At 75.7% G+C, this 24,245-nt stretch carries 22 protein-coding genes; 13 read left to right on the top strand and 9 right to left on the bottom strand.

All coding sequences use genetic code 11. From position 1 onward, the window contains the following. Positions 1–28: 28 nt before the first annotated feature. The 3 genes from ACQPYX_RS19785 to ACQPYX_RS19775 are packed head-to-tail and all read left to right on the top strand — an operon-like array spanning position 29 to position 2,695. The gene (locus tag ACQPYX_RS19785) at positions 29–823 is read left to right on the top strand and encodes a methyltransferase domain-containing protein (RefSeq protein WP_433799004.1); all 795 of its coding nucleotides are present in this window, start codon (positions 29–31) and stop codon (positions 821–823) included. A gap of 24 nt (positions 824–847) precedes the next feature. After that, positions 848–1,849, top strand: coding sequence for an endonuclease/exonuclease/phosphatase family protein (locus tag ACQPYX_RS19780; RefSeq protein ID WP_433799003.1), 1,002 nt, complete (start codon positions 848–850; stop codon positions 1,847–1,849). Positions 1,850–1,870: 21 nt separating this feature from the next. Further along, positions 1,871–2,695, top strand: coding sequence for an NAD(P)H-binding protein (locus tag ACQPYX_RS19775; RefSeq protein ID WP_433799002.1), 825 nt, complete (start codon positions 1,871–1,873; stop codon positions 2,693–2,695). Here the strand turns inward: ACQPYX_RS19775 and ACQPYX_RS19770 are convergent. The 4 genes from ACQPYX_RS19770 to ACQPYX_RS19755 all read right to left on the bottom strand — a co-directional run bounded on the left by ACQPYX_RS19770 (position 2,682) and on the right by ACQPYX_RS19755 (position 7,169). Continuing rightward, a complete protein-coding gene (locus ACQPYX_RS19770) occupies positions 2,682–3,731 on the bottom strand; it encodes a phenylacetaldoxime dehydratase family protein (RefSeq protein ID WP_433799001.1) in 1,050 nt (349 codons plus the stop codon). The two genes, ACQPYX_RS19775 and ACQPYX_RS19770, sit on opposite strands and share 14 nt — an antisense overlap. 571 nt (positions 3,732–4,302) lie before the next feature. Then, complete coding sequence (locus ACQPYX_RS19765) at positions 4,303–5,091, bottom strand: SDR family NAD(P)-dependent oxidoreductase (RefSeq protein WP_433799000.1); 789 nt, start codon at positions 5,089–5,091, stop codon at positions 4,303–4,305. Positions 5,092–5,202: 111 nt separating this feature from the next. Then, positions 5,203–6,495, bottom strand: a complete 1,293-nt coding sequence (locus tag ACQPYX_RS19760; protein WP_433798999.1) for a sensor histidine kinase — start codon at positions 6,493–6,495, stop codon at positions 5,203–5,205. Beyond that, the gene (locus ACQPYX_RS19755) at positions 6,495–7,169 is read right to left on the bottom strand and encodes a response regulator transcription factor (RefSeq protein WP_433798998.1); all 675 of its coding nucleotides are present in this window, start codon (positions 7,167–7,169) and stop codon (positions 6,495–6,497) included. The genes ACQPYX_RS19760 and ACQPYX_RS19755 overlap by 1 nt, the downstream gene beginning before the upstream one ends. Before the next feature lie 89 nt (positions 7,170–7,258). On the opposite strand from ACQPYX_RS19755, the gene ACQPYX_RS19750 reads away from it, so the two are divergent. Both ACQPYX_RS19750 and ACQPYX_RS19745 read left to right on the top strand, forming a co-directional pair. Continuing rightward, a complete protein-coding gene (locus ACQPYX_RS19750) occupies positions 7,259–8,494 on the top strand; it encodes a MurT ligase domain-containing protein (RefSeq protein WP_433798997.1) in 1,236 nt (411 codons plus the stop codon). Then, a complete protein-coding gene (locus ACQPYX_RS19745) occupies positions 8,491–9,252 on the top strand; it encodes a type 1 glutamine amidotransferase (protein ID WP_433798996.1) in 762 nt (253 codons plus the stop codon). Before ACQPYX_RS19750 ends, ACQPYX_RS19745 begins: the two co-directional genes overlap by 4 nt. Here the strand turns inward: ACQPYX_RS19745 and ACQPYX_RS19740 are convergent. After that, entirely contained in the window at positions 9,218–10,123 is a 906-nt protein-coding gene (locus ACQPYX_RS19740) for a LysR family transcriptional regulator (protein ID WP_433798995.1), read from the bottom strand. The genes ACQPYX_RS19745 and ACQPYX_RS19740 overlap by 35 nt on opposite strands. A 120-nt stretch (positions 10,124–10,243) precedes the next feature. Between ACQPYX_RS19740 and ACQPYX_RS19735 the strand changes: the two genes are divergently transcribed. Beyond that, positions 10,244–11,455 carry an MFS transporter gene (locus tag ACQPYX_RS19735; RefSeq protein ID WP_433798994.1) on the top strand — a complete coding sequence of 404 codons (1,212 nt, stop codon included), beginning with the start codon at positions 10,244–10,246 and terminating at the stop codon, positions 11,453–11,455. Positions 11,456–12,002: 547 nt separating this feature from the next. Here the strand turns inward: ACQPYX_RS19735 and ACQPYX_RS19730 are convergent. Beyond that, a complete protein-coding gene (locus ACQPYX_RS19730) occupies positions 12,003–12,416 on the bottom strand; it encodes a TIGR03668 family PPOX class F420-dependent oxidoreductase (RefSeq protein WP_433798993.1) in 414 nt (137 codons plus the stop codon). Beyond that, on the bottom strand, positions 12,416–13,294 hold the full coding sequence (locus ACQPYX_RS19725; protein ID WP_433798992.1) for an LLM class F420-dependent oxidoreductase: 879 nt from the start codon (positions 13,292–13,294) through the stop codon (positions 12,416–12,418). The genes ACQPYX_RS19730 and ACQPYX_RS19725 overlap by 1 nt, the downstream gene beginning before the upstream one ends. Positions 13,295–13,307: 13 nt before the next feature. Between ACQPYX_RS19725 and glsA the strand changes: the two genes are divergently transcribed. The 3 genes from glsA to ACQPYX_RS19710 are packed head-to-tail and all read left to right on the top strand — an operon-like array spanning position 13,308 to position 16,172. Next, the gene (gene glsA, locus ACQPYX_RS19720; protein ID WP_433803765.1) at positions 13,308–14,420 is read left to right on the top strand and encodes a glutaminase A; all 1,113 of its coding nucleotides are present in this window, start codon (positions 13,308–13,310) and stop codon (positions 14,418–14,420) included. A 31-nt stretch (positions 14,421–14,451) separates the two neighbouring features. Further along, entirely contained in the window at positions 14,452–15,213 is a 762-nt protein-coding gene (locus tag ACQPYX_RS19715) for an SDR family NAD(P)-dependent oxidoreductase (protein ID WP_433798991.1), read from the top strand. A 50-nt stretch (positions 15,214–15,263) separates the two neighbouring features. After that, on the top strand, positions 15,264–16,172 hold the full coding sequence (locus tag ACQPYX_RS19710) for an alpha/beta hydrolase (RefSeq protein ID WP_433798990.1): 909 nt from the start codon (positions 15,264–15,266) through the stop codon (positions 16,170–16,172). Here ACQPYX_RS19710 and ACQPYX_RS19705 read toward each other — a convergent pair. Continuing rightward, entirely contained in the window at positions 16,162–16,959 is a 798-nt protein-coding gene (locus ACQPYX_RS19705; RefSeq protein ID WP_433798989.1) for a helical backbone metal receptor, read from the bottom strand. The genes ACQPYX_RS19710 and ACQPYX_RS19705 overlap by 11 nt on opposite strands. Before the next feature lie 82 nt (positions 16,960–17,041). On the opposite strand from ACQPYX_RS19705, the gene ACQPYX_RS19700 reads away from it, so the two are divergent. Continuing rightward, positions 17,042–18,394, top strand: coding sequence for a wax ester/triacylglycerol synthase domain-containing protein (locus ACQPYX_RS19700; RefSeq protein ID WP_433798988.1), 1,353 nt, complete (start codon positions 17,042–17,044; stop codon positions 18,392–18,394). 80 nt (positions 18,395–18,474) lie between these two features. After that, positions 18,475–20,001, top strand: coding sequence for a hypothetical protein (locus ACQPYX_RS19695; protein ID WP_433798987.1), 1,527 nt, complete (start codon positions 18,475–18,477; stop codon positions 19,999–20,001). Here the strand turns inward: ACQPYX_RS19695 and ACQPYX_RS19690 are convergent. Then, positions 19,998–20,813 carry a mycofactocin-coupled SDR family oxidoreductase gene (locus tag ACQPYX_RS19690; protein WP_433803764.1) on the bottom strand — a complete coding sequence of 272 codons (816 nt, stop codon included), beginning with the start codon at positions 20,811–20,813 and terminating at the stop codon, positions 19,998–20,000. The two genes, ACQPYX_RS19695 and ACQPYX_RS19690, sit on opposite strands and share 4 nt — an antisense overlap. Positions 20,814–20,907: 94 nt before the next feature. Between ACQPYX_RS19690 and ACQPYX_RS19685 the strand changes: the two genes are divergently transcribed. Next, the gene (locus ACQPYX_RS19685) at positions 20,908–22,677 is read left to right on the top strand and encodes a flavin-containing monooxygenase (RefSeq protein WP_433798986.1); all 1,770 of its coding nucleotides are present in this window, start codon (positions 20,908–20,910) and stop codon (positions 22,675–22,677) included. Continuing rightward, the gene (locus ACQPYX_RS19680; protein WP_433798985.1) at positions 22,674–24,215 is read left to right on the top strand and encodes a hypothetical protein; all 1,542 of its coding nucleotides are present in this window, start codon (positions 22,674–22,676) and stop codon (positions 24,213–24,215) included. The genes ACQPYX_RS19685 and ACQPYX_RS19680 overlap by 4 nt, the downstream gene beginning before the upstream one ends. The last annotated feature ends 30 nt before the right edge of the window (positions 24,216–24,245 follow it).

Here is a 24,245-nt window from a genome sequence, read left to right as displayed (position 1 = left end):
GGCGCGCGTGACGCGTTGCATGGGTCCCGTGACGGAGCGTGGACAGGACGTGCACCGGGTGTTCCACGACGTGGAGCGGGCCGCCTCCGCCCGGCCGGCCGTGGAGTTCCTCCGGTCGGTGGAGGCGGCGCCGACGACGCTGGCCTACCGGACGCGGCTCGCCGAGCACCTCGCCCCGGCGGCGGGGGAGACGGTGCTCGACGTCGGGTGCGGCACGGGGCACCACGCCGCCGCCATCGCGGCCGCGCGGGCGGCGGCGGACGCGCCCGGACCCGTCGTCGGGATCGACCGGCCCCGGATGCTCGAGGAGGCGGCCGCCGCGCACGGGGACGCCGTCCGCTGGCTGCCCGGTGCGGGGGAGGCGCTGCCGCTCGACGACGACAGCGTGGACGCGGTCTACGCCGAGCGGGTGCTGATGTACGTCGACGACGCCGCGGCCGTGGTCGCCGAGATCGCCCGGGTGCGGCGGCCGGGCGGGCGGGTCGCGCTGTTCGAGCTGGACTACGCGTCGATGGCGCTCGGCGGGGACGCGAAGACGGCCGAGGCGGTGCTCGAGGTCGTGTGCGGCACCGTCCGCTGCGACCGGATGGGGCGCACGCTGGGTCGGCTGCTCACCGACGCGGGCGTGGTCGTGGTGGACCAGACGCCGTACGCGCTGCCGATCCCGCCGCCGGTGTGGGCGTCGGCGGTGCGCGCCCCGGTCGAGGAGGCGGTCGCAGACGGGCGGCTCGACCCCGAGCGGGTCGCGGACTGGTTCGCCGAGCTCGCCGCGCCCGGCGCCTGGCCGGGGTCGGTGACGGGGGTCCTGGCCTGCGGGCGGTGACCGGACGGCTGGGACGATGATCGGGTGCGCCGATCCCTGCCCGCCGTCCTCGGCGCCGTGGCCGGCCTCGTCGTCGCCCTCGCGGTGCTCCTGCCCGGGTACGTCGGGCTGGACCGCATCACCCCGTTCGTCCAGCTCGCCGCCCTGACCCCGCTGCTACTCGTGGTGGTGATGGCCTCGGCCGTCGTCGGCCGGTTCGCCGGGGTGCTCGTCCGCCGGAAGGGACCCCCGCTCGCCGAGCGCCGACCCCGGCTGTTCGCCGCCGGCTTCGCCGCGCTGGTCGCGGCCGCGCTGGTGGCGCTGACCGCCGCGGGCGTCGTCGGGAGCCGGCTGCTCGCCGACGACGCGCCCGTCGGGTCCCGCGGCCCCGTCGTCCTCACGCTGAACACCGACGCGGGCCGCGCCGACGTGGGCGCTCTGGCCGCGCTCGTGCGCGAGCGGGCCGCCGACGTCGTCGTCCTGCCGGAGGCGGGGAACCTGTACCGGGCGCGGCTCACGGCCCTGCTGCCCGACTACCGCGGGTGGAGCGCGGATACCCCCTCGCCCGACGACGTCGCCTCGACGTCGCTCCTGCTCGGCCCCCGCGTGCCGGCCCCGCAGATCCGGTCGGTCCCCGGTCGGCTGTTCGGCACCCTGGACGCCACGGTGTCCGGGGTGCGGGTCGTCGCCGTCCACGCCGCCGCACCCGTCCCGCCGAGCCAGGTGGGGCTGTGGCGCGACGACCTGGCGCGGCTCGTCGCACCGGTGTGCGGGGCGCGGCCGGCGGGCCCGACGATCGTCGCGGGCGACCTCAACGCCACCGCCGACCACAGCGTGTTCAGGGCCGCGACGGCCGGCTGCACCGACGCCCTGCCGTCCGTGGGGTCGGGCACGGTGGCGACCTGGCCGACCGACCTCCCGCGGTGGTTCGGCCTCCAGATCGACCACGTGCTCGTCGGCGGCGGGCTGGGCGTGGCCGACGCGGAGGTCCTCGACGTCCCCGGCACCGACCACCGGGCGGTGCTGGCCCGCCTCGTGGTGGGCTGACCGCGGGAGCAGAGTGGGGTCATGACCGTCCTCGTCACCGGCGCCCGCGGCGCCGTCGGGTCCTCCGTCCGCGCCGGCCTGCTCGCCGCCGGGGTCGACGTCCGCGCCGCCGGGCGGGATCCCCAGGTCCTTCCCGACGACGCCTCGGCGCGGGTCCGGCTCGACCTCGCCGCCCCGTCGTCGTTCGGACCCGCCCTCGAGGGCGTCGACCGCGCCTTCGTCTACGTCACCGGGGACCTGCGGGCGTTCGCCGACGCGGCGGTCGCCGCCGGGGTGCGGCACGCGGTCCTGTTGTCCTCGGAGGCGGTCGCGGCCGACGCCGATCCCGAACCGGGCGGGATCGCGGCGCACCACGCCGAGGCCGAGGCCGCCCTCCGCGAGGCGGGGATCCCGACGACGGCGCTGCGCCCCGGCGCCTTCGCCGGCAACACCGCGCAGTGGTCGCGGGGGATCGCGGCGGGCGTCGTCGAGCTGCCCTACCCGAACTCCGCGACCAGCCCGATCGACGAGCGCGACATCGCCGACGTCGCGGTCGCCGCGCTGCTCGCCGAGCCGGCCGACGAGTCCCCGCGGCTCTCGGGGCCGGAGTCGCTCACCCTGGCCGAGCAGGTCGGTCTCGTCGCCGAGCGCGTCGGCCGGCCGATCGAGGTCCGCGCCGTCGACCCGGAGCGGGCGCGCGAGCAGATGGCCCGGTTCGCGCCGGCCGGGGTGGTCGACTCCCTGTTCCGCTACTGGCGCGAGGGCGACGGCGTGCCGGCGACGGTCACCGACGAGGTCGAGCGCCGCACCGGCCACCCGGCGCGGAGCTACCGGACCTGGCTGCAGGAGTGCTTCACGGCACCGTGAGCAGCGTCGGGGCGAACGGGAGCAGCCCCGTCGTCGGAACGCAGTTGACGTACTCGAAGCGGGCGCTGCGGGGGAGCACCACGACCTCGTGCCAGGTGACGACCGACCGCGCGTCGCCCCAGTGCCGCTTGGCCTCGATCGCATGCTCGTAGATCGCGAGGTGCGTGTGGTGGCTCGCGGCCCACTCCTCGAGCTCGCCGAGGGAGTGGAAGTACCCGAGGACCGAGGTCTCGCGGCGCGGGGCGAGGGAGGCCGCGTCGAGCGAGGTGAGGATGCGCAGCGAGAGCGTGCCGGTGTCGGTCGGGTGCTCGCGCAGGTGGTCCATGCCGGTCAGCAGCTTCGACTGCAGGTTGTGCTCGTAGTCGACCAGCTGTTCGCCGTCCGCAGGCTCCCAGAACTGTCCGGAGCGGATCACCGTCGTGTGGTGCGAGGTCTCTGCCCGCAGCCGCCGTCCCCGGGAGACCACGTCGGTGCGCCGGACCTGCTTGCCGACCGCCTCCAACGGGTCGATCGCTGACACCGGGAACCGGTCGCGGGCCGCCCCGAAGTAGCCGTTGGTCGTCATGGGCTCGCGCGCGGTCCCGGCGCACCCGCCGAAGCCGAACGTCCAGCGCGGGTCGGAGTAGATCGTCTCGAAGCGGTCGGGGTGGACCTGGAGCACCTCGTGCCACGCGCCGACGGTGGCCGCCGCCGGGTCGAGCCGGTCGAACCACGCGGGCAACGGGGCGTCGTGCAGCCAGCGCTCGTGGGCGGTCGGGTCGAGGAAGTACGCCAGGTGGATCAGCTCGATCGTGCCCTCGGGGCCGGTGGCGACGAGCAGTTCGGTCGAGTCCGCACCGTCCGCGCTCGCCCGGGCCAGCGCCAGGAACTCCTCCTCGGCCGGCCCGCCGCGCTCCGGCAGCTGCACGGCGAGGTAGTCCGCGGTGAGCAACGACGTCGGGGTGTCCAGCACGAGGGTCCAGCGCGGTGCGCGCGGCTCGTGGCCGGGCGGACGACGCTCGGGCAGGACGCGGGGGTAGTCGACCGTCCAACTCACCCGACGACCTTCGCAATCGTGGGTCCACCCGACAAGGTGGTCCTCGATCGGTCCCGACACCCGGGGTCCGTGCTCGCCGGTGGCTGCTCCCGTCCGCCGAGGCGGCGTCAAGTGCCCGACCAGGGAGAACATGCATGTGGGTGACCGACGGTGCGTGAACGACGCCCGAACGGCGGGCGAACGACGTCGTTGACAGGGCCCGCGGGCGGAGTACCTTCGGAGGGGTCGATGTGGTCCCGATCACAGGGTACAGAGCAACCGACGAGCGCCCCGTGGATCGACCTACAGCGGCACGACCGTAGTTCCGAGTGGAGGCAGGTGATCGTCTGATCGCAGGGACCATCCCGCACCGGACCGGCTCGTGCCGCTCAACGGACACCGGCCGCCCGTAGCCCCCGAGGCACGGCGCGGCGACGCCGAGAGAGCGCAGACCCACGAGCGGTGAGCCGCGACCAGGACGTGAGTCCGAGGCGGGTCCCGATACCGAACGTTCCTCCGAAGCCCACGGCGGCGTCCCTCCCGAACTCACGGGGGTGGCGCCGCCGCGGCACGTCCGGCGTCAGTGGTGGCCTCAGTAGTGCACGACCCCCGGCTGACCACCGCCGGCCCCGAGCGAGTCGCCCGTCACCGCCACCGCGCGGGGCGAGGCCAGGAACGTCACGACGTCGGCGACCTCGGCCGCCGTGATGACCCGGCGCAGGCTCGTCGTCGCCTCGAGGCCCTCCCGAGCCTGGGCCTCGGTGATCCCGCGCTTCTCCGCGATGTCGGCCAGCATCCCCGGCGTGCGCTCCGTGTCGGTGATGCCGGGGTGCACGCAGGTGACGTTGACGCCGTGCGGCCCGAGTTCGTCGGCGAGGTTCGCGGTCAGGGCGGCGACCGCGACGTTCCGGATGGTCCCCGCGATCGACCCGGTCCTCCGCGCGTTCAGCCCGCTGATGTTGACGATCCGGCCCGCGCCCTGGGCGATCATCGACGGTGCCACCGCGCGGGCCGTGCGCAGGTAGCCCATGACCTTCGTGTCGAACTCGACCTGGACGGCGTCGTCGGTGAGGTCGGTGAGCCTCGGGATCGGTGCGCCACCCGCGGGTCGTGCGGCGGCGTTGACGAGGACGTCGACCCCGCCCCAGGCGTCGACGACCTGCTGCACCGCCGCTCGCACGGCGGCGTCGTCGGTGGTGTCGGCAGTCAGCCGGAGGGTCTCGCCGTCCACCTGCCGGGCGGCCGTCGCGAGGTCCGCCGCCGTCCGTGCCACGAGCGCCACCCGGGCGCCCTCCGCCGCCAGCGCCTGTGCGCACGCCAGCCCGATGCCGCGCGACGCCCCGGTGACGATCGCGCGTGCTCCACCCAGTCCGAGGTCCATGGGCGCTGCCTTCCCCGCCGCCCGGGCTTCCATCCCTTCCCGACGATCGGCGTGGTCGCCGACCCGTCGTGAGGGGAGGATTCGAGCGCCCCAGCAGCATGAGGGTTCCCCTCACGCGGGTGGGGACTCGGCGGTCGGGAGCAGCAGGGTGATCGTCGTCGGGGAGGCCGAGCGCAGGCGGAGCCGCCCGCCGTGGTCCTCGGCGAGGCGCCGGGCCAGGGCGAGACCGATCCCGTGGCCCGCGGTGGGGGAGCGGGTCGCGAACAGGGCCGACCCGTCGTCCGCCAGCGACCCGGCGTCCGCCACGTCCACGGCGACCGCGGGGCCGGCGTCGCGCACGGTCACCGTCACGGGCGCCTCGCCGTGCACGCGGGCGTTCTCCAGCAGCACGGCGAGCACCTGGCGGACCGCCGCCTCCGAGCCCGAGATGAACGAGCGGTCGTCGGGAACCTCCAGCTCCACCGCCATCCCGTCCGCGCGCACCTCCTCGACCACGCGCCGCGTCAGGGTCGCCACGTCCACGCGCGAGCGCCGCGCACCGGCGGGCTCGCGGGCGAGGGCGAGCAGCTCGCTCACCGTGCGGTCGAGCCGGTCGGCCGACTCCAGCGACCCCTCCACGGCCTCGGCCACCCCCGGCGCGCCGGGCGGCAGCGACGCGGCCTCCTCGAGCCGGAGCCGCAGCCCGGCGAGCGGGGTGCGCAGCTGGTGCGACGCCTCGGCGGAGAACGCCCGCTCCCGGGCGAGCAGGTCGGCCAGGCGGGTGGCGGTGAGCGAGAGCGAGCGGTGGACGGCGGCGACCTCGGGGACGGCGTCGTCGGCGGTGTCGGCGGAGACGGTGAAGTCGCCCTCGCCGAGGCGGCGGGCATCGTCGGCGAGGACCTCGAGCGGGGCGGCGAGCCGGGTCGCGAGCCGCCCCGCCACCAGGCGCGTGCCCGCCACCGCGGCCACGCCCAGCACGAGCATCACGGCCCACGTGATCGCCGTGCGCTCCACGGCCTCGCCCTGCGGGCGCTCGGCGCGCAGGACGCCGACGCGGCGGTCGCCGTCGAGGACCGGGACCGCCACCAGGAAGGCCCCGTCGCGTGAGGTGCGCACGACCCGTCCGGAGAGCGCCCCGGTCAGGGGCGGGGCGAGCAGGTCGGGGCCGTCGCCGGTGATCCGTCGGCCGTCGAGCGCGTACACGGCGGCCGGGCTGTCGGCGGAGACGGGGGAGACGGCGGTCGGGACGTCGCCGGCGGCGAGGACGGGGCCGATCCCGTCGGCGGCGACCTCGGCGTCGCCCTCGAGGTCGGACTGCTCGTCGACGACGTAGTAGCGGGCGGCGCCGACGGCCATCGGCAGCCCGAACACGGTGATCGCCACCATCGACACGATCACCGCGAAGCGGACGATGCGGGCGCGCATCAGGCCTTCTCGAGGCGGTACCCGTGGCCGCGGACGGTCGCGATCGCGGGCTCGGCGCCCAGCTTGCGACGCAGCGCGGCGATGTGGACGTCCAGGGTCTTGGTGGAGCCCGACCAGTGCTCGTCCCACACGTCGCTCATCAGCGCCTCGCGGGTGACCACGATTCCGGGCTCGGCGGCGAGCCGCGCCAGCAGGTCGAACTCCTTGGCGCGCAGGGGGAGGTCCGCGCCGTCCCGGGTCACGCGCCGCGCCGCCAGGTCGATCGCGAGGGTCCCGACGACGAGGCGTGCCCCCCGGTCCTCGGGCACGGCGGCCCCCGCGCGGCGCAGGTGGGCGCGCACCCGTGCGGCCAGCTCGGTGAAGCGCACCGGCTTCGTCAGGTAGTCGTCCGCACCCGCCTCGAGGGCGACCACCACGTCCATCTCGTCGTCGCGCGCGGTGACCACGACCAGCACCGCATCCGGGTGGGTGACGCGCAGCCGGCGGCACACCTCGGTGCCCTCGAGGTCGGGCAGGCCGAGGTCGAGCAGCACGAGGTCGGGCGCGGGGAGCGCCCGGACCAGCGCCGACCCGCCGTCGGGAAGGGCCCGGACCTGGTGTCCCTCCGCCTGCAGACGGGAGCTCAGCACCCCGCGAATCGTGTCGTCGTCCTCGACGACCCACAGCTGCGCCACAGCCGATCACCGTACGGTCCGCGCCGTCGGGTCTCCGCCTGCGCGTCGTCTTGCCGACCGTTAACCCGACCGCGCGCACGATCGTGCGTGTGACCGACAGGCTGCCGCCGCGTGCCCGACTGGCCGTCGCCGCCGCGCGGAGCGTGAGCGGGATGGCGCGCCGGACGGGGCGCAACGGGTCGGTGATCGGCGGCCGCGTGGCCACGGTGCTCGACCGTCGCGTGCTGGCACGGCTCGCGGTCGGGCGCACGGTCGTCCTGGTCACCGGCACCAACGGCAAGACCACGACGACCTCGATGATCGCGCGGGCGCTGGGCGGCGACGGCGAGGTCGCGACCAACCACCTCGGCGCCAACATGCCCGACGGGATCACCACGGCCCTGCTCGACGCCCCGGACCGGCGCCTGGCGGTGATGGAGGTCGACGAGTCCTACCTCGGCGAGGTCGCCGCGGCCACCGACCCGGCCGTGGTCGTCCTGCTCAACTTCAGCCGCGACCAGCTCGACCGGGTCGGCGAGGTCCGCACCGTCGCCCGCCGGGTCGGTGACGCCGTGGCCGCCCATCCCCGCGCCCGGGTGGTCGCCTTCGCCGACGACGTGCTGTGCGCGGGCGCGGGGCTCCGCTCGGCCGCGCCGCTCTGGGTGTCCTCGCCGTCGTCCTGGACCGGCGACGCCGGCGTCTGCCCGCGCTGCGACGGCCCCGTGACCCACGCGGGGCTGCGCTGGTCGTGCGGCGGGTGCGGGCTGGAGCGTCCGCCGGGGAACTGGGCCCTCGTCTGCGACGACGGCTGGTCCGCGCGGGGCCCGGACGGGGTCGAGGTGCCGCTCGAGATCGCGTTGCCGGGGCACGCGAACCGGCTGAACGCGACGTTCGCGATCGCGGTCGCCGCCGAGCTCGGGGTCGCGCCGGCCGTGGCCGCGGCCCGGCTGCGGGGCCTGGAGCAGGTCGAGGGCCGGTACCGGACGGTGACCCGCCCGGGCGGGACGACGCGCCTGCTGCTCGCGAAGAACCCGGCGGGCTGGGCCCAGGTGCTCGACCTGCTCGACGAGGGCCCGGGCCGACCGGTCGTCGTCGCGGTGAACTCCCGCGAGGCGGACGGCCGGGACGTGTCCTGGCTGTGGGACGTGCCGTTCGAGCGGTTGGCGGGCCACCCCGTGGTCGCGGCCGGCGACCGGGTGGCCGAGCTGTCGGTGCGCCTGGCCTACGCCGGGCTCCCGCACCGCATCGCCGACGACGCCGTGGGCGCGACCCGCGACACCCTGGGCGCGGTCGACCTCGTCGGGAACTACACCGCCTTCCACGACGCGGCCCGGGTGCTCGCATGAGCGCGCAGGTGGTCCTGCTCCTGCCCGAGGTGCTCGGGACCTACGGGGACGCCGGCAACGCGGCGGTCCTCGCGACGCGGCTGCGCTGGCGCGGGATCGACGCGCACGTGCACACGGTGGGCTGGGACGACGCCGTCCCCGAGGGCGGCGACGTCTACGTCCTCGGCGGCGGGGAGGACGCCGCGCAGCTGCTCGCCGTCGACCGGCTGCGGGACTCGGTCGGGCTGCGGCGCGCCCTGGAACGCGGCGCGCCGACCCTCGCGGTGTGCGCCGGGCTGCAGATCCTGGGCCGGTCGTTCACGGTCGCCGACGGCACGTGCGTCGCGGGACTCGGGGTGCTCGACGTCGAGACGGTCCCAGGCCGGGGCGCCCGGCGCATCGGGGACGTGTCGGCGGACCCGCTGCTCCCGGGGCTCACCGAACCGCTCGTGGGCTTCGAGAACCACGGCGGGGTCACCACGCTCGGTCCCGACGCGGCCCCGCTGGCGCGCGTCCGCGGCAACGGCGCCGGGAACGGCACGGGTGACCGGCTCGAGGGGGCGGTGGGCGGCAGTGGCGACAGCGTCGTCGGGACCTACTTCCACGGGCCCGTGCTCGCGCGGAACCCGGCGCTGGCCGACCTCCTGCTCACCCGAGCCGTCGGGGAGCTGCCGCCGCTCGAGGTGCCGGAGGGCCTGCCGTCATCGACCGCGCGGCGCCTCGGTGCCCGATTTCCCGGCGCGCTCACCGCAGCCGTCCGGCGACGTGCGGGGGCATGAGGACCGCCCGACGGGCGAGCAGCGCGACGAAGCGTGAGGTCAGGGCGTCGGGTTCCGGGCCCGTCGTCGCGGCCAGTTCCCGCGTGAGCGCCGGTACGGGCCGTGCGATCCGTCCGGCGAACGACGCCGGGACGATGCCGGCGGGCACGAGCGCCGGCCCGAGTCCGGCCTCGACGAGCAGGGGCGCCATCGCGGTCTGTTCGGTCCGCACGGCGGCGCGCGGCCGGAACCCGGCGTCGCGCGCCGCGCGGTCCAGCTCCTCGGCGAGCCCGTGGCTCGGCGCGTACTGCACCCACGCGGCGTCGGCCAGGCGCTCGATCGCCACCTCGCCGTGCCGGACGTCCGGCGGTCCCTCCGCGGGCAGCAGGACGACCAGTTCCTCGGTGCCGAGCACCCGGACCCGCCCGCGCCACCCGGGCGGCGTCGGCCCGACCGCGACGTCGGCCTGCCCGGCCTGCATCGCCGTCGTCATCGCCTCGGTGGTGCGGTGCTCGAGCAGGCGGACCGTGACGTCCGGATGCTCGGCACGCCACCGCGTCAGCACGGCCGGGAGGACGCCGAGCCCGGTCGAGTAGACCGTCGCGATCCGCAGCTCCCCGGCGTCCGTCCCGACGACCGCGCGGGCCGCGGTGGTGCCACGCGCTGCGGCGTCGACGGCCGCCCGGGCGTGGGGGAGCAGCGCGCGTCCGGTGGGCGTCAGCGTCACGGTCCTCGGCAGCCGGCTGAACAGCGCGGAGCCCAGTTCGCCCTCCAGCGCGGCGATCTGCTGGGACAGCCCGGGCTGCGAGACGCCCAGCAACCCGGCCGCGCGTGTGAACGAGCCCTCGTCGACGACCGTGAGGAAGGACTCCAGCTGGCGCAGCGTCGGCATCTGACCAGTATGGACAAGCTGAGCTTATCGACTCCCACGTGTCGGTTCTTCGACTTATGGCGCGGACCTGCCAACCCTGGATCGCGTCGTTGCTGGATCGATCCCGTTGGAGAACCCGCCGTGATCCGTCGTCCCACCGCAGGGCTCGCGCTCTTCGCCCTCGCCGTCGGCACCTTCGGCATCGGCACCACCGAGTTCGTGATCATGGGCCTGTTGCCCGAGGTCGCGGCCGGGCTCGGGGTGTCCGTGTCCGAGGCCGGCCACCTGATCTCGGCCTACGCGCTCGGCGTGGTGGTCGGGGCCCCGTTGCTCGCCGGAGCGGGGGTGAGCTTCTCCCGCCGCCAGGTGTTGATGGCGCTGATGGGCACGTTCGCCGTCGGCAACCTGCTCTCCGCGCTGGCGCCCGAGATGGGCTCGCTCCTGGTGATCCGGTTCCTCACCGGTCTCCCGCACGGCGCGTTCTTCGGTGCCGCCTCGGTGGCCGCGGCCTCCATGGTCGCCCGGGACCGCCGCGCCACCGCCGTCGCGCGGGTGTTCCTCGGCCTGACGATCGCCAACGTCGCCGGCGTGCCGCTCGGCACGCTGCTCGGACAGGCGCTCGGGTGGCGCGCCACGTTCGCCGCGGTCGGCGTGATCGGCGTGGCCGCCGTCGCCGCGGTGTGGGCGTTCGTGCCCGAGGCCGCTCCGACCGGCGGGGGCCGGGCCGCACTGAAGACCGAGGTCTCGGCGCTGCGCCACCCGCAGGTGCTGCTCTCGCTCGGCGCCGTGGTGTTCGGCTTCGGCGCGATGTTCGCCTGCTACTCCTACGTGACGCCGATGCTGACCGACGTCGGCGGGTTCGCCCCGACGACCGTCACGCTGCTGCTCGCCGTGGTGGGGCTGGGCATGACGGCCGGCTCGGTGGTCGGCGGCCGCCTCGCCGACCGGGCCCCGCTGAAGACCCTGTGCGGCTGCCTCGTCGCCCTGGCCGTGGTGCTCGCGACCTTCCCGCTGACCGTGGGGACCCCGCTGCTCGCCGTGGTCTCGCTGTTCGGGGCCGGGATGTTCTCGCTGGCCCTGGGCCCGGCCATCCAGACCCGCATCATGGACATCGTCGGCGACGCCCCCACCATGGCGTCGGCTGCGATCCAGTCCGCGTCGAACGTGGCGAACTCCCTCGGCGCCTGGCTCGGCGGCATCGTCATCGCGGCCGGGTTCGGGCTGCTCGCCCCGGCCCTCGTCGGCGCGGTGCTGGCCGTGGCCGGACTGGCCGTGCTGCTGGTGAGCGGTGGTCTGCAGGTGCAGGCGCGCCGGGAGGCTCGTCGGGTCGAGGGTGCGTTGGTGCCGGCCTGACGGTCGTGTCGCCCCGGTGCTGAGCGAGGGGCCCGTCGGTCGGTCACCCCGACCGGCGGGGCCCTGTGCGTCGCCCTACCGGCGCGCCTGCGTTGCGGGGAGCACACGGTGGGGCCGGGTCGTCCTGCGGGCCGGGCGTGTTGCGGGGCGCACCCGGTCGGCCCGGGTCGTCCTGCCGGCCGCGCGTGTTGCGGCGCGCACCCGGTCGGCCTGGGCCGTCCTGCCGGCCGCGCGTGTTGCGGCGCGCACCCGGTCGGCCCGGGTCGGGCCCGTGATCGCCAGGTCGGGAGCGACACGCCCGACCACGGCGGCGACACGCTCACGACGTCCACGCAGCCGACCTGACCCCCCGCCCACCGTGTGCGCCCCGCAACACTGCGGAACAGCAGGGTCCTTCGCTCCAACCGTGTGCGGCACGCAACGCGAGAGCGGGACAGGGCCGGCGGTCACCACTGTGTGCGCGCCACACATCGGGCCGATCGACGATGTGGCGTTCCTGCCGCTGGATGTAAGCAACGACGCTTCGCTGCCACCCGGGGGAGGGGGCTCAGGACGCGGTCCAGCCGGACCACCGCGTCACCGCCACCTCGATGACCGGCCCCTCCGGTGGGTCCGCCGCGTGCTGCGGATACCGCGCCGCGAGGGCGGCCCGCGCCTCGTCGAGCACGTCCCACCGCACGGAGGCCTCCCCGTCGGCGCGGACCCACCAGAGGGTCGACCAGTCGTCGGAGTACTCGTCGGCGAGCAGGGACACGGCGGGGTTCGCCTCGATGTTCCGCAGCCGCGCGAGGTCCCGGGTCCGTTTCGGCTTCTGGTCGATCGCGATCAGCACCCGCGCGTCGACCGCGGCGAACACCACGGGCACCAGGTGCGGCGCCCCGGAGGGCGTCACCGTCCCGAGCCGGGCGACGCGCGCGGCGGCGAACCGGGCGCGCGCGTCGTCGGGCCCGAGCGTGGGCATCAGTGCTGCTGCACCAGGGGCGCGAGCGCGTCGAGCTCCTTGAGCACCGTGTCGCGGTCGGCGCTGGACACGCCGTAGATCGCGCGGTCGAGCCCGGCGCGGTGGTAGCCGTCGAGCGCGGCCTGCGTGGTCTCGGCGCCGAACAGCGACATCGGGATCCGACCGCGACCGGCGTCGGCGGCGCGCTGCTGGAGCTTCTCGGCGCGCTCGATGAACTCCTCGAGGTTGTCCGGCCCGACGCGCTGCGGGAGCCACTCGTCGCCGAACTCCAGGATGCGGTCCTCGACGGTCGGACCCATGCCACCGACGATCACCGGCGGGTGCGGCGAGGTGACCGGCTTGGGCCAGGCCCACGACGTCTCGAAGCGGACGAACTCGCCGTCGTAGGAGGCCTCCTCCTGCGTCCAGAGCGCCTTCATGGCCGTCACCTGCTCGCCGAGGCGGCGCATGCGGGTCTTCGGATCGGTCCCGTGGTCGGCCATCTCCTCGCGGTTCCACCCGCCGCCGATCCCGAACAGGAAGCGCCCGCCGGAGAGCCGGTCGAGCGAGGCGACCTCCTTGGCGGTGTGGATCGGGTCGCGCTGGATGAGCAGGCAGATGCCGGTCGCGACCTTCAGCGTCGTCGTCGCGGCGGCGGCGAAGGACAACGCGACGAACGGGTCGTAGGTGTGGACGTACATCCGCGGCAGGTCCCCGCCGCCGGGGTAGGGCGACTGCCGGGACACCGGGATGTGGGAGTGCTCGGGGAACCACAGCGAGTCGAACCCGCGGTCCTCGACCTCCTTCGCCAGGGTCGCCGGGTCGATCGCGTAGTCCGTCGGGAACATCATGATGCCGTGCTGCACGCCCACGGGTTCCCCACCGTGACGATCAGCCATGCCGCACGTCATCATGCGCGTCGTGTCGTGGGAAGAGACGCTCACCGAGCAGGAGAAGCGGCGTGCCCGGGAGCAGCTCGAGCAGCTGCTGGAACGGCAGGCCCGGATGGGGCACGCCGACGTCGTGACCTACTACCCGCCGGAGGCGATCGCCCAGCGCGACCTGTTCGCCCTCGCGGGCACGCACGTCGACGGGACGCAGTGGGCGGTGGGCGACTGCGACCACCGCTTCCCGCTGCAGTCGATCTCGAAGGTCTTCACCTACGCGCTGGCGTTGGAGGACAACGGGCGCGAGACGACCTTGACCCGGGTCGGCGTCGAGCCCAGCGGCGACCCGTTCAACGCCCTCGAGTTCGACTGGAACAACCGCCGGCCGCACAACCCGATGGTCAACGCGGGCGCCCTCGTGGCCGCCGACATCCTGGGCGGCTCCGACGTCGACGAGAAGATCGGCCGGCTCCTGGAGCGGATGAGGATCTACGCCGGGAACCCGAACCTCGAGGTCGACGAGGACCTGCTCGAGTCGATGCTCGCCGAGGCGGACCGCAACCTCGGCATCAGCTACTACATGCGCTCGCTCGGCATGCTCGTCGGGGAGGTCGACGAGATCCTGCGGGTGTACCTCGCCGCGTGCTCCGTGCACGTCAGCACCGCCGAGCTCTCGGAGATGGGCTCCACGCTCGCCAACGGCGGCGTCAACCCGCGCACCGGGGAGCGGGCGATGCCGCGCACCTACGTCCGCGACGTGATCGGCGTGATGTTCACCTGCGGCATGTACGACGCGGCCGGGCAGTGGGCGAACGACGTCGGGATCCCGGCCAAGAGCGGGGTGTCCGGCGGGATCATGGCCGCCATCCCGAACCAGGTCGGCCTGTCGGTCTTCTCGCCCGGCCTGGACATGCACGGCAACTCGGTGCGGGGCATCAACGTGTTCCGCGAGCTGTCCGACCGCTTCGGCCTGCACATCTTCGCCGACCCGGAGGAGACCCAGCTCGGCCGCCTCGGCGGCCGCGTCTGGCCCGAGCCGGCGCCGGAGCCGGAGCCGGGCGCGCTCGACCCCGAGCCGCGGGAGGAGATCGCGGACGACGGCGCGGCGCCGGCGGCGATCGAGAACGCCCGGGTGTAGTCCGCGCCCGGAACTGGCTACGGTGCCCGCCGTGGGCATCCTCGATCGTTTCCGTCTCGACGACCGCGTCGCCGTGGTCACCGGCGCCTCCTCCGGGCTCGGCGCGGTGTTCGCCCGGACCCTGGCGGAGGCCGGCGCCGACGTGGTGCTCGGCGCCCGCCGGGTCGACCGGCTCGACGAGACCCGTGCCGCCGTCGAGAAGGCCGGGCGGCGTGCGCTCGCCGTCCGCACCGACGTGGCCTCGCCGGAGGACTGCCAGGGCCTGATCGACGCCGCGACGGCCGAGTTCGGCCGGGTGGACGTGCTCGTCAACAACGCCGGCATCGGCACCGCGGTCCCGGCCACGAAGGAGACCCCGGAGCAGTTCCGCGAGGTGATCGACGTCAACCTCAACGGCTGCTACTGGATGGCCCAGGCCGCCGCGAAGGTGATGGGCGAGGGGAGCTCGATCGTCAACGTCTCGTCGGTCCTCGGGCTCACGACGGCGGGACTGCCCCAGGCCGCGTACTCGGCGTCCAAGGCGGGCCTGATCGGCCTGACCCGGGACCTCGCCCAGCAGTGGACGCCCCGCAAGGGCATCCGGGTCAACGCCCTGGCGCCCGGGTTCTTCACCTCGGAGATGACCGACTCCTACCAGGACGGCTACCTCGACGCCCAGCTGCCGCGCGTGCTCGCCGGTCGCATCGGCGACCCCGAGGAGCTGGCCGCGGCGCTGATCTTCCTGGTCTCCGACGCCGGGTCCTACTGCACCGGCATCACCCTGCCGGTCGAGGGCGGCCTGCTCACCAGCTGAGGGACCCAGGTCCCTCGACGGGCCCGGGGGACGGGGTGTGGGATCGCCCGGTGAGCTGGGACCCCGAGCTGGCCGCGGCCCTGCCGGCGCTGCCCGACCTGCACATCGCCGACCTCGACACCGCCCGCGCCCGCGTGCGCGACCTCACCGCCCGCGCCCCGGCCCCACCGCCGGGGACCGTCGTCGAGGAGTCGGCGCCGGGCCCCGACGGTCCGGTCCGCGTCCTGGTGGCGCGTCCACCCGGCCCCGCGACGACGAACGTCCCGGGCCTGCTCGTGTTGCACGGCGGCGGGTTCGTCATGGGCTCCGCCGACATGGCGGCGGCGCTCGCGGCCGACCTCGCCGCGCAGCTGGGCGCCCTCGTCGTCGTGCCGGACTACCGGCTCGCCCCGGAACACCCCTACCCGGCCGCGCTCGACGACTGCGCCGCCGCGCTCGACTGGTTGGCCGCGCGCCCGGAGGTCGACCCCGCACGGATCGCCCTGCACGGCATGAGCGCCGGCGGCGGGCTCGCGGCGGCGTTGACCCTGCGCGTCCGCGACCACGGCGGCCCGCGCGTGTGCTTCCAGGTCCTCGACGCGCCGGAGGTCGACGACCGGCTGGACACCCCGTCGATGCGGGCGTTCACCGACACCCCGCTGTGGAGCCGGCCCGATGCCGAGCTCAGCTGGCGGCACTACCTGCGCGGGACCGACGGGGAGGCGCCGGTGTACGCCGCGCCCGCCCGGGCCGCCGACCTGACGGGCCTGCCCCCGGCCTACGTCGTCGTCTACGAGAACGACCCGCTGCGCGACGAGGGCCTCGCCTACGCGTCCGGGCTGCTCGCGGCCGGGGTGGGCGTGGAGCTGCACCTGTTCCCGGGGACGTTCCACCGCTCGGTGATCCTCGCCGGGGCGGCCGTCTCGCGGCGCCAGGCCGCGGAGACGGTCACCGTCCTGACCCGCGCGCTCAGGTCGTGAGCACCCGCAGCGCGCCCGGCAGCGTCGTCGCCGCCTCGAGCAGGCTCGGGCCGTACCAGGTCAGCAGCCGGCCGCTGACGAGGGCGGCGGGCACGTCGAAGGCCTCGGGCCCGTCCTCGGCGGTGAACCGGTAGGGCTCGTCGGGCAGCACGACGAGGTCGTGGGCCGGGAGGTCCGCGGGGTCGAAGCGGGGGTAGCGCTCCGCGGTCGGCCCGCCGTCGGCGAGCACGTTGTCGACGCCGAGCCGGTCGAGAAGGGCCCCGGTGAACGTGTCGCAGCCGACCGCCATCCACGGCTTGCGCCAGATCGGCACGACCGCGTTGCGCCGCTCGTCGTCGGGGACCCGCTCGATCTCGCTCCACGCCTTCTCCGCGCCCTCCAGCCAGGCCGGCCGCTCGAGACCGCAGGCGGCGAGCATGCCGTCGAGGCTGGTGAACGCCCCGTCGACGGTGCGGATGTCGGTGACGTACACGGCGAGGCCGCGGGCGCGCAGCTCGGCGACGTGCTCGGGCTTGTTCTCCTCGTCGTTCGCGACGACGAGGTCGGGCTCGAGGGCGACGATCGCATCGAGGTCGGGGTTCTTGGTGCCGCGGATGCGGGCGGGCGGGGTGACGACGAGCTCGTCGAGGTCGGTGGGGTGGGTGCACCAGTCGGTGACGCCGACGAGCAGGTGCGGGTCGGAGACCCCGATCGCCTCGGTGAGGGAGGGGACCAGGCTGACGACACGACGCACCTTGTCGGGCACCGGCACGGTCGTCCCCTGGTCGTCGATCGGCGTGGCGCTCATGGTCACCAGTCTGCCGGGTGCGGCCGTGCTGCGACTCCGCTCACCCGGTACCGTGCGTACCTCACACTTCCGGAGGGGTGCGATGGACCGCTGGGCGTCCGGGATCGACACGGCGTGGTTGCAGCTCGAGCAGGAGACCAACCGGATGGTCGTGCACGGGGTGCTGTTCTGCGACGGGACGGTCGACCTCGACGACCTGCGCACCCGCATCCGGGAGCGCTGGGTCGACGTCTACCCGGGGTTCCGGCAGCGCCCGACCTGGCCGACCGGCCCGATCGGGCCCGCCTGCTGGGTCGACGCGCCGCCGGACCTCACGGTGCACGTCACGACGATGGCGCTGCCCGCCCCCGGGGACGACCGCCGGCTGGCCCGGCGGATCGGCGAGCTGATGTCGACGCCGCTGCCCACCGACCGGCCCTGGTGGCGGGTGGAGGCGATCACCGGCTACACCGGCACCGCGGTGCACGTCGCGATCCACCACGGGATGGCCGACGGCGTGGCGCTGAACCACCTGTTCCACGCCCTCGCCGACCCGGTGTCCGACCCGCGCACGCCCGCCGCCTACGTCGAGCCGCCGCGCCGCGCCCGTCCGGTGCACGACGTCCGGCTGTTCCGCCGCGAGGTGCGCGAGCGGGCGTCCGCGCTGTGGTCGACCGTGAAGCGCGCCCGCACGCCCGAGGGCGCGGCCGAGCTCGGCGCGACCGGGCGCGCGGTCAAGAACTCCGCGTGGCTGCTGGCGAGCCCGCCGCGCGAGGCGCCGTCGCCGCTGCAGGGCCGGCCCGGCGTCGCGAAGGGGGCGCGGTGGACCCGGGACGTGGAGCTCGACGTCGTCAAGGCGGCGGGGAAGGACGCGGGCGGCAGCGTCAACGACGTGCTGTGCGCGGCCATCGCCGGGGCGCTGCGCACGCACCTGGGTCCGGACGTGCCGCGGCTGCGGGCGGTGATGCCGACCAACCTGCGCCCGCTCGACCGGCCCGTCTCCGACGACCTCGGCAACGAGTTCGGGCTGGTGCTGCCGCCGCTGCCCACCGACGAGCCCGACCGGGCCCGGCGCGTCGAGCGGATGCACGCCTCGATGGCCACCATCAAGCGCACCAACCAGGCCCTGGCGAGCTTCACCGGGATCGCCGCGGCCGGGCTGGGGACGCCGGCGCACACGCAGGCGCTGGTCGCCCGCTACGCCCGCGCCGGGTCGCTGATCATCTCCAACGTGCCGGGGCCGCTGGAGGAGCTGACGATCGGGTCGGTGCGCGTCCGCGACGTCATGTTCTGGGTGCCGTGCTCGGCGCGGCTCGGGCTCGGGGTCTCGGTGCTGTCCTACGCGGGCCGCGTGCGCCTCGGCATCGACGCGGACCTCGGCCTGAGCGGCGGCCACGAGGGCCTCGACCGGTTCACCGAGGCCCTGGACGCGGAGCTGGACGCACTCGGCGGCTAGTCCGGACGGAGTCCATCCGATCGCGGGCAACTCTCGCTATCCTGGCGGTCACTGCCAGGAACGAGAGAGGAGCGATCCCCGTGTCCCGGGCCGCGCACCGCCGCCCGTCCGCCGTCCTCGACGGCGCCCCGTGCCCGCTGCTGCCGGGTGTCGTCCCCACCGAGCTCGTGCCCGCGCGTCGCGCCTGGGCCACCGCCGGGCTCGCCGTCGCCCCCGACGGTCGGCTGTGGGCCGCGCACCCCCTCGCGGGCGCCGTCACGGCCCTCGATCCCGCGACCGGCGACGTCGAGGTGGTCCTCGACCCCGACGGCCCGCTCACCGCCCCGGTCGCGCTCGCGCTCGCCCCCGACGGCGCCTGCCACGTCGTCGACGGCCCGCCCGGGCTCGTCTGGCGCCGGGGGCCGGGCGGGACGTCGTGCCTGGTCGCCGACGGGCTCGTCGAGCCCGCCGGGATCGCCGTGTGCGGCGCGCGCGTCGTCGTGGCCGAGGCCGGCCCGTCCGGCCGGCTGCTCGAGATCCGGCACGACGGCGGGTGCCGCGAGATCGCGGCCGGGCTCGACGTCGGCGGGCCCCCGGGCGTCGGCCCGGACGGACGTCTGCTGGTCCCCGGCCTCGCGGGCGGGGTGTGGGCGGTCGCCCTCGACGGCGTCGTCGAGCGGATCCTCGACGGCCCCGGGCACCCGGTCGCGGTCCGCGTCGACCGGAGCGGTCGGCTGATCGTGCTGACGGCCGACGGCGCGGTGGTGACGGACGAGGAGGTGGTCGCGACCGGGCTCGCCGGCACGGCCGACCTCGCGGTCGGGCCCGACGGCACCTGGTTCGTGGCGGGCCGCGGCACCGGCGAGCTGGTCGCGCTCGCCCCGGACGGCTCGCGACGCCGGGTCCTCCCGCCCGGGCTGTCCGGTCCCGGCGGGCTCGCCGCGCTCGACGGCCGCCTCTACGCCGCCGACCACCGCACCCTCGTCGAGCTGGTCGACGGCGGGTTCCGGCTGCTCGGGGACGGCGCGTCCACCTGGCGGGGACTCGCGGCCGTGGGGTCGGAGCTGCTGGCGACGACCGTGGAGGGGGAACTGCACGCCATGACCCCGGGCGTGACCAGCCGCCGACTCGTGGCGGGCCTGGACCGGCCGGCCGGGCTGGTGGCGGCCGCGGGGGAGGTGCTGGTCGCCGAGGCGGGGGCGGCCCGGGTCGTGCGGGCCGGTCGGGCGGGCGAGATCGATCCGGTCGCCTCGGACTTCGGGCGCCCGACGGACCTCGCCGTGGCGGACGGCGAGGTGTGGGTGTCCGACGCGGACCGCGGCCAGGTCGTCCGGCTCTCCGACGGGCTCGTGGTCGCGGCGGGGCTCGCCCGGCCCGAGGGCCTCGTCGCCCACGGGGCGGCGCTGTACGTGGTGGAGGCGGCGGCCGGACGTCTCACGCGGGTTGACCCGCGCACCCGGACCGCGACCCCCGTCGTCGGGCTGCCGCCGGCCGGGCTGCCGCCGCACGTCCCGGAGCGGGGGTACGCGGCGCGCCCCGAGCCGTACGCGGGGCTGGCCGTGCACGACGGCGGGCTCGTCGTCGGGGTCCCGGGGACCGGTGCCGTGCTGCGCGTGGCCACCTCCTAGAACTCCGTGACCCCCGCGTCCGGGGCGAGCTCGTGGGCCGTGACGTAGCGGGACTCGTCGGAGGCCAGGAACAGCACGGTCTGCGCGATGTCCTCGGGCATCGTCACGTCGACCGGCAGCAGGTTGGTGAACATGCCGGCGGGCCGCGGGTTCTCGGCCATCGCGCCGGCGAGCGCGGACTGCATCGCCTCGCCGGTCATGCCCGTGACGACGCCGGTCGGGTGCACGCTGTTCACCCGGATCGAGTGCTGCGCGAGCTCGGCGGCGAACGCCTTGGCCATGCCGCGGACGGCCCACTTGCTCGTGGTGTACGCGACCATGTACGGCTGCACCTTCAGGCCCGCCGCGGAGCTGATGACGATGACCGACCCGCCGCCGGCGGTGACGAGGTGCGGTGCGCCGACCATGATCGTGTTCCAGACGCCCGTCACGTTGACGTCGAGCGTGTCGCGGAAGATCTCGGGCGTGACGCGGTGCCAGGGCCGCGGGATGCAGATGCCGGCGTTCGCGACGACGACGTCGAGCCGGCCGAGCCGCGTCACCGCGTCGTCGACGACCGCGCGCAGACCCTCGAGGTCGCGGACGTCGACCTGCCCGGCGACGGCCCGCCGACCGGTCTTCTCCACCAGCGCCACCGTCTCGTCGAGCTCCGCCGGGGTGGCCGAGGCGTAGTCGACGCCGGGCAGCGGACCGCAGACGTCGACGACGATCACGTCGGCGCCCTCCTCGGCCAGCCGGACCGCGTCCGCCCGCCCCTGCCCGCGCGCCGCGCCGGTGACCAGTGCGACCTTCCCCTCGACCCGTCCGGTCATGTGCGACTCCTCCGCGTTGTGGCCGATCGCGCAATTGATGGCGCTCAGTGCCATCAAAGATATCCTGACCGGGAGTCGACCGGAAGGAGCACGCGTGACGGTGCACCAGGAGGAGGCCGTCGACCTGCCGGCCCTGCGCGCCCGCTACCGGGCCGAGCGCGACCGCCGCCTGCGGCCCGACGGGAACGACCAGTACACGCCGCTCGCCGCCGAGCGCGGCGCGGGCGACCCGTGGGTCACCGACGAGGACCGGCGCGCACCGGTGTGCGACGCGGTGGACGCGCTCGTCGTGGGAGGGGGCTTCGGGGGACTCGTCGCAGCGGCCCGGCTGCGCGACGCCGGGCTGGGGCGCATCCGGATCGTCGACGCGGCCGGCGACCTCGGCGGCACCTGGTACTGGAACCGCTACCCGGGCGTGGCCTGCGACGTCGAGTCCTACATCTACCTGCCGCTGCTCGAGGAGGTCGGCGTGATGCCGACCCGCAAGTACGCGCCCGGCGAGGAGATCCGCCGGCACGCGCAGGCGATCGGGCACCGGTTCGACCTCTACCGGGACGCGCTGTTCCGCACCGAGGTCACGGCCCTGCACTGGGACGACGAGGCCGCGCGCTGGACCGTGCGCACCGACCGCGGCGACGTGGTGTCGGCCCGGTACGTCGTCGTCTCCAGCGGCCCGTTCAACCGGCCGAAGCTGCCCGGGATCCCGGGCCTGGCGGACTTCCGCGGCCACACCTTCCACACCAGCCGGTGGGACTACGGGCACACCGGGGGCGGGCCCGACGGCGGGCTCGACCGGCTCGCGGACCGCCGGGTCGCGATCATCGGCACCGGCGCGACCGCGATCCAGGCCGTCCCGCACCTCGCCGAGGGCGCGCGGCACCTCTACGTCGTGCAGCGCACGCCCTCCTCGGTGGACGAGCGCGGCGACCGCCCGACCGACCCGGCCTGGTGGGACGCCCTGGAACCGGGCTGGCAGCGGACGCGGCGGGAGAACTTCCTCGCCCTCGTCGACGGGCGGCCCGCCGACGTCGATCTCGTCGACGACCGCTGGACCGACACCGCCCCGGTCCGGGGCACCCGCCGTCGGGCCGCGGGCCGGGAGGACCCGGCGCTCGCGACCGAGCTCGCCGACGCCGAGAAGATGGCCGAGATCCGCGCGCGGGTGGACGAGGTCGTCGCCGACCGGGCCGTCGCCGAGGCGCTCAAGCCCTGGTACCGCCAGATGTGCAAGCGCCCGACGTTCTCCGACCGCTATCTGCAGACCTTCAACCGCCCGGACGTCACGCTGCTCGACACCCACGGCGCCGGCGTGGAGCGGGTGAGCGCCGACGGCATCGTCGTGGACGGGGTCGAGTACCCGGTCGACACCATCGTGCTGGCGACCGGCTTCGAGCTCGGGGCGGACCCCGCCACCCGCGCCGGGGCCGACATCCGTGGCCGCGGAGGGCTGCCGCTGGCCGAGTACTGGGCGGACGGCCTGCGGACGTTCCACGGCTGGGTCAGCCGCGGCTTCCCCAACCTGTTCCACCTCGGCTCCACCCAGAACGCCGCCTCGCCCAACTTCGCGCACGTCCTCGAGGTGCAGGCCGAGCACGTGGCCGGGGTGGTCGCCGAGGCGGAGGCCCGGGGCGACGTGCTCGTGGAGCCGACGACCGGGGCCGAGGACCGGTGGGTCGCGACGATCCGCGAGCGCGCCGTCGACCTGCAGGCGTTCCAGGCCGAGTGCACGCCGGGGTACTACAACTTCGAGGGCCGCCCGCGCCGACGCTCCGAGCAGTTCGGCGGCGGCCCCGTCGAGTTCCACGCGGTCCTCGCCGACTGGCGCGCGCACGGCGACCGCGACGAGGTGTTCACGCCGCGATGAGCGCCCGCCCCTTCGTCGGCGTCGGAGGCACCCCGCGCGCGCTCGCCCCCGGGGTCGAGCTGTCCGAGGTGGTGGCCCCGAACCCGCTCTGGGCGTCCAACGGGCTCGCGTTCGGGCCCGACGGCCGGCTCTGGATCGCCCAGTTCCTCGGCGGGACCGTCTCCGCGTTCGACGTCGACACCGGGGAGCTCGAGCCCGTCCTGGGCCCCGGGGGTCCGCTGACCGCCCCCGACGACCTCGCGTTCGCCGACGACGGCTCCTGCCTCGTCGTCGACCTCCCGCCCGGCCTCGTCTGGCGCCGCGCGCCCGACGGGACGCTCGCGGTGCTCGCCGACGGGATCATCGCGCCGGACGGGATCGCCACGTGGCGGGGCCGGCTCTTCGTCAACGAGCTCGCCCCGGACGGGCGGCTGCTCGAGATCCTGGCCGAGGGCCGGTGGCGCGAGCTGGCGGGTGGACTCGCCCTCGGCAACGCCATGGCCGTCGGCCCCGACGGGCGGCTGGTGTACCCGCACCTCATGGGCGGTGAGGTGTGGGCCGTCGACCCCGACGGCGGGTCGCCGGAACGGCTCCTCGAGGGTCTCGACCGCCCCGTCGCCGTCCGGTTCGACACCGCGGGACGGATGCTGGTGCTGTCCAACGCGGACGGGTCGGTGCTGGTGGACGGCGCGGAGCGGGTCGGGACCGGGGTGGTCGGCGCGGACAACCTCGCCGTCGGTCCGGACGGCACGTGGTGGATCACGGGTGCGTTCACCGGCGGTCTCGTGGCGCTGCACCCGGACGGAGCCCGGCGGCAGGTCCTGCCGCCCGGGCTGTGCGGACCGTTCGGCCTGGCGTCGCCGGACGGCCGGCTCGTCGCGGCCGACCACCACACGCTCGCCGAGCTGGTGGACGGGGCGGTGCGCGCGCACGAGGTGGGGGTGCACGGGCTGCGGGGACTGGCGGCGGTGGGGTCGGAGCTGGTGGCGACCACCGAGGCCGGGGAGGTGCGCTGCGGTTCGGTCGGCGGCCGGTGGGGACGGCGGGCGGCCGGGCTGGACCGTCCCTGCGGACTGGTCGCTGCCGGGGGAGAGGTGCTCGTCGCGGAGTCGGGATCGGGTCGCGTGGTGCGGGTGGGCCACGCCGGGGAGGTCGACCCCGTCGTGTCGGGTCTCGGGCAGCCGACGGATCTCGCGGTGACCGACGGCGAGGTGTGGGTGTCCGACGCCGGACGTGGGCAGGTGCTCCGGGCCTCCGACGGCCTGGTGGCGGCGGCCGGGCTGGCGCGCCCCGAGGGCCTCGTCGCCCATCGGGGCGCGCTGTACGTCGTCGAGGCGGCCGCCGGCCGGCTGACGCGGGTGGATCCGCGCACCCGGACGACCCGACCCGTCGTCGGGGACCTGCCGTTGGCCTCGCTCCCGGCGCACGTGCCCGCGCACGGGTCGGGGACGGGCGCGATGGCCCAGCGCCCGGCGCCGTACGCCGCCCTGACCGTGCACGACGACGGGCTCGTGGTGGGCCTGACGGGCACCGGAGGTGCGCTTCGCGCCCGTGAGTAGACATCCGTGCTGGAGCACGGATTTCTACTC

It is taken from the genome of Actinomycetospora sp. CA-084318, assembly GCF_050955885.1.
Classification (GTDB): Bacteria; Actinomycetota; Actinomycetes; order Mycobacteriales; family Pseudonocardiaceae; genus Actinomycetospora.
Note: the sequence above shows the minus strand (reverse complement) of the source record. Positions and strands in the feature narration are given on the sequence as shown.

Excerpts from the sequence above, each read along its gene's own strand:
- ACQPYX_RS19775 (WP_433799002.1), top strand. The coding sequence starts at position 1,871 with ATGACCGTCCTCGTCACCGGCGCCCGCGGCGCCGTCGGGTCCTCCGTC.
- ACQPYX_RS19765 (WP_433799000.1), bottom strand. The coding sequence starts at position 5,091 with ATGGACCTCGGACTGGGTGGAGCACGCGCGATCGTCACCGGGGCGTCG.
- ACQPYX_RS19760 (WP_433798999.1), bottom strand. The coding sequence starts at position 6,495 with ATGCGCGCCCGCATCGTCCGCTTCGCGGTGATCGTGTCGATGGTGGCG.
- ACQPYX_RS19745 (WP_433798996.1), top strand. The coding sequence starts at position 8,491 with ATGAGCGCGCAGGTGGTCCTGCTCCTGCCCGAGGTGCTCGGGACCTAC.
- ACQPYX_RS19740 (WP_433798995.1), bottom strand. The coding sequence starts at position 10,123 with ATGCCGACGCTGCGCCAGCTGGAGTCCTTCCTCACGGTCGTCGACGAG.
- ACQPYX_RS19730 (WP_433798993.1), bottom strand. The coding sequence starts at position 12,416 with ATGCCCACGCTCGGGCCCGACGACGCGCGCGCCCGGTTCGCCGCCGCG.
- ACQPYX_RS19725 (WP_433798992.1), bottom strand. The coding sequence starts at position 13,294 with ATGGCTGATCGTCACGGTGGGGAACCCGTGGGCGTGCAGCACGGCATC.
- glsA (WP_433803765.1), top strand. The coding sequence starts at position 13,308 with ATGCGCGTCGTGTCGTGGGAAGAGACGCTCACCGAGCAGGAGAAGCGG.
- ACQPYX_RS19705 (WP_433798989.1), bottom strand. The coding sequence starts at position 16,959 with ATGAGCGCCACGCCGATCGACGACCAGGGGACGACCGTGCCGGTGCCC.
- ACQPYX_RS19700 (WP_433798988.1), top strand. The coding sequence starts at position 17,042 with ATGGACCGCTGGGCGTCCGGGATCGACACGGCGTGGTTGCAGCTCGAG.
- ACQPYX_RS19690 (WP_433803764.1), bottom strand. The coding sequence starts at position 20,813 with ATGACCGGACGGGTCGAGGGGAAGGTCGCACTGGTCACCGGCGCGGCG.
- ACQPYX_RS19680 (WP_433798985.1), top strand. The coding sequence starts at position 22,674 with ATGAGCGCCCGCCCCTTCGTCGGCGTCGGAGGCACCCCGCGCGCGCTC.